This window comes from Pseudomonas sp. NBRC 111127 (assembly GCF_001320345.1).
In the GTDB taxonomy this organism is placed as follows: Bacteria; Pseudomonadota; Gammaproteobacteria; order Pseudomonadales; family Pseudomonadaceae; genus Aquipseudomonas; species Aquipseudomonas juntendi.
In genome coordinates, this window is the sequence record NZ_BCBD01000253.1 from 1 (window position 1) to 4,166 (window position 4,166).

General features: G+C 58.4%; 3 protein-coding genes and 1 pseudogene. All 4 read right to left on the reverse strand.

The window, feature by feature from the left end:
- A pseudogene (locus tag APH30_RS29735) lies at nucleotides 1–175 on the reverse strand (ABC transporter ATP-binding protein); the annotation flags it as partial.
- On the reverse strand, nucleotides 172–966 hold the full coding sequence (locus tag APH30_RS26270) for an ABC transporter permease (protein ID WP_054914164.1): 795 nt from the start codon (nucleotides 964–966) through the stop codon (nucleotides 172–174). The gene APH30_RS26270 and the pseudogene APH30_RS29735, both read right to left, overlap by 4 nt.
- 2 nt (nucleotides 967–968) lie before the next feature.
- Nucleotides 969–2,330, reverse strand: a complete 1,362-nt coding sequence (locus APH30_RS26275; protein ID WP_054914165.1) for a phosphomannomutase/phosphoglucomutase — start codon at nucleotides 2,328–2,330, stop codon at nucleotides 969–971.
- A gap of 122 nt (nucleotides 2,331–2,452) precedes the next feature.
- Nucleotides 2,453–3,904, reverse strand: a complete 1,452-nt coding sequence (locus APH30_RS26280; protein WP_054914166.1) for a mannose-1-phosphate guanylyltransferase/mannose-6-phosphate isomerase — start codon at nucleotides 3,902–3,904, stop codon at nucleotides 2,453–2,455.
- Nucleotides 3,905–4,166: the final 262 nt, after the last annotated feature.

The following is a 4,166-nucleotide window of genomic DNA, read 5'->3' on the forward strand; positions in this document are numbered from 1 at the left end:
TCTGCCCTACCAGGCCAATGGCTTCGCCGGCCTCAATGTTGAAGCTGACGTGCTTGAGCACCCAGTGCTCGCTGCTGGCCTTGACCGGCATATAGAACCAGCGTGCGATACGTTGCCATTCCGAGCGATAACTGCGGTAGGCCTTGCCCACGTTGTTGACGGACATGAGTGTCATAGGGAGTCCACCATTTCAGCCGAGGCTCGACGGAACAGGAACAGCCCCAACACCATCAGGCCCAGGGCGATGCCAATGGTGATACCCAACCCGGCGATATTCGGCGCGAGTTTGTACACCATTACATTGTGGTAGGAAGTGACGATGGCATACATGGGGTTGATGTCCAGCGTGCCCTTCAGGTAGTCGGGCACGATATTCACCGAATACACAATCGGGGTGAACCAGAACCACACCTGCAGGATGATCGGTACGACCTGGCCGATGTCGCGCAAGAATACATTCATCACCCCCAATACCAACCCGAGCCCCACGGCAAATGCCACCACAACCAGCGTCAGCGGCAATAACCAGAGCATCTGCAGGTTGGGTGCATGCCCCAGCACTGCAAAAATGATCATCACTGCCACAAACAACAGCAAGTTATTGAGCAGGCACGAGCCCACCACAATCACTGGAAGGGCGATGCGTGGAAAGCGCATCTTCTTCATCAGGTTACCTTGGTCGATGAACACCGTAAGGCAACGCCCGACGATCTCGGCGAACAGGTTCCACGCCAGGATGCCGGCAATCAGGTAGAGCGCATAAGCATACTTGTTGTCGATACCCGGCAGCCGCGCGCCGAGTACATTCGACAAAATCAACGCATAGATGGCTACTTGCGCCAGAGGGTGAATGATCATCCACAGGCCACCGAGCTTGCTGCGCGCGAACCTGGAGATGAATTCGTTTTTGATGGAAGTAAAGATGAAGCCTCTGTAATCCCAGATGCCCCGAAGCATGCCAAACATAGTTATCCCTGGATCAGGCCGGCGATTTCAGTCACGCGTTGCGCTACCAGCGCTTGATCACCGCGGCTTTCAACATTCAACCGCAGCAACGGCTCTGTATTGGAGCCGCGCAGGCTGAAACGCCAGTCGGCAAATTCGACACTGATGCCATCGGTACGGTCCACACTCGGCGCCTGGGGCAGGTAGAAGGCCAGGATCTTGTCGATAGTGCCTGCTACATCGGCCACTTCATAGTTGATCTCGCCGCTACACGGGAATGCCGCAATACGCTCATCCACCAGTTGTGCCAGGCTCTTTCCAGTCACGCTCATCAGCGCGGCTACCAGCAGCCACGGGATGTTCCCGCTATCGCAGTAGGCAAAGTCGCGGAAGTAATGGTGCGCGCTCATTTCGCCCCCGTATACGGCGTCTTCGGCGCGCATGCGTTCCTTGATGAAAGCGTGACCGGTTTTGCTCTGGATGGCCTGGCCACCGGCAGCGCTGACTTGCTCGATGGTGTTCCAGGTAAGGCGCGGGTCATGAATGATCTTGCTGCCTGGGTGCTTGGCCAGCAGCATTTCGGCCAGCAGGCCGACCACGTAGTAGCCCTCGATGAAACGACCTTGGCTATCGAAGAAAAAGCAGCGGTCGAAATCACCGTCAAACGCGATGCCCATGTCTGCCCCAGTGTCCAGAACGGCCTGGCGGGTAAGGTCCCGATTCTCTGGTAGCAGCGGGTTGGGGATGCCGTTGGGGAAGTGCCCGTCCGGCTGGCCGTTAATGATGGTTATCGCCAGCGGCAGGCGCGCCTTCAGCAGTTCCAGCACGGGGCCGACCGCGCCGTTGCCCGGGTCGGCCAACACCTTCAACGGCTTGAGCACGGCGAGGTCAATATAGGTCAGCAAGTGGTCGATGTAGGCGGTTTTATCGAACGCTTCGCGCACGCTGCCAGGGTGGGCGGCCTGCGGGCCAAGGTCGCCGGCTTCGACGCGGTGGCGGATATCGGTGAGGCCGGTGTCGCCACTGATGGGGCGAGACTGCTCGCGGACCAGCTTCATGCCGTTGTAGCCCTTGGGATTATGGCTAGCGGTGACCATGATGCCGCCATCGGCCTGGTAGTGGCTGGTAGCGAAATACACTTCTTCGGTACCGCACAAGCCGATGTCGATTACATCGGCGCCGCCTTCGGTCAGCCCTTTTATCAGGGCACGGGACAGGCCAGGGCTTTCCAGGCGCATGTCCCGGCCAACGATATAACTGCGCCCGCCCAACTGGGCCACCAGGGCGCGGCCTATACGGTAGGCGATGTCATCGTTGAGGTCAGCGGGCACTTGGCCGCGGATGTCATAGGCTTTGAAGCAGCGGGTCTGGATAGGTGCGTACATGCATCTCTCTCGGTGCGCAAGCGCAAAACAGGTTCCGACTGGAAGGGGATGACCGGCGAAGAATTGCCGCATGAAAACCAGCCCCGCGCCCGACTGGCAGGGGGCCGACAGCATAACCGGTGTCAGGCGTTGCAACGCCCGTACTTGTCCTCGAAGCGAACAATGTCATCCTCGCCGAGGTAATCACCACTCTGCACTTCGATCAGCACCAGGTCGATGACGCCGGGGTTTTCCAGACGATGCCTGTGGCCTGCGCGAATGAAGGTGGACTCGTTAGTGTTGAGCATCAATTCCTGGTCGTCATTCACCACCACCGCCATGCCGCTGACCACAATCCAGTGTTCGCTACGATGATGGTGCATTTGCAACGACAAGGAAGCCTTGGGCTTGACCACGATACGCTTGATCTTGAAGCGCTCGCCATTTTCCAGTGTGGTATAGGTACCCCAAGGGCGATGTACGGTCTGATGCGACAGGTGTGCCCCATGGCCGTCGTTTTTCAGGCGCTTGACGATATGCTTCACGTCCTGGGCGTGATCCTTGTGGGCGATGAGCAAGGCGTCGGGTGTATCCACTACCAGCAGGTTTTGCACGCCCACCAGCGCAGCCAGGCGGTTCTCGGAATTGACATAGTTATCGCGCGCGTCGTAGGCCATTACCTCGCCTTCAAAGCGGTTGCCGAACTCATCCGGCGGAGTCAGCTCACTGACCGCGTTCCACGAGCCGATGTCGCTCCAGCCAATATCGCATGGCACGGTAGCCACTTTGCGAGAGCGCTCCATCAAGGCATAGTCGATGGAGATATCTGGCACCTTGGCAAAACTGTCAGGCTCAAGCGCCAGGCAGCTGTAACCGGTGGAGGTGGAGCGGCGGGAAGCCTCCAGGGTGTGCTCCACGGCTTCGAGCACATCGGGGGCATGGGCCCTGAACTCATCAATGACGGCGCCGACCTGGAAGCAGAACATGCCCGCATTCCAGAAGTAGTTGCCGGCAGCAACGTAGGCCTCGGCTGTTTTCATGTCTGGTTTCTCTACGAAACGCTCGACTTTGAGGCCACCTTCCAGCGCTCCGCCGGCAGCGGCCTCGATGTAACCGAAACCGGTTTCGGGATACTGCGGCTTGATGCCGAACGTAACCAACCAGCCTTGCTCGGCCAGGTGCAGAGCTTTTCCGACGGCATCGGCAAATGCCTGTTCATTCTGGATAAGGTGGTCGGCAGCCAGCACCAGCATGTGCACATGAGGGCCGTGGGTCTGGTGCAACTGCAGCGCAGCGGCAGCCACGGCAGCCACGGCAGCCGCGGTATTACGGCCGAAGGGCTCAAGGATGTAACCCTGGGCATGGCCTTGGGTATTGATGCTGCGGTACTCGTCTTCGGTCTTGAACAACAGTTCCCGGTTGGTGACAGTCAGTACTTCGACCACACCCTCCAAGCGCGCGGCGCGCTGGAAGGTTTTCTGTATAAGATTCTGCCCGTCGGGCAGGGCCATGAATGGCTTGGGATGAGCCTCACGGGAAACTGGCCACAAACGGCTGCCAACGCCACCGGAAAGAATTACCGGGATCAATTCCATAATCGAGTCCTTAACGGCCACTTGAAGTTGTCAACCTCAGGAAACCTGCATCTGTTTTTTATCACTGAACACCACCGCGGCAGCCGCAGCGGCGCATAAATATACGCGTTTAGCGAGTTTAATCCCTAGCCATCCATAGGCTGTAGAGGCAAGCTTCGGCGCTAGAATACCAGAGATTTACCCGCCAGGTTGGGCGCCCCTCCCTGTCCATACGGCTTCCGACGTACCAAGGAGCCAAGCACCTAACCACCTGTAAAGCCCT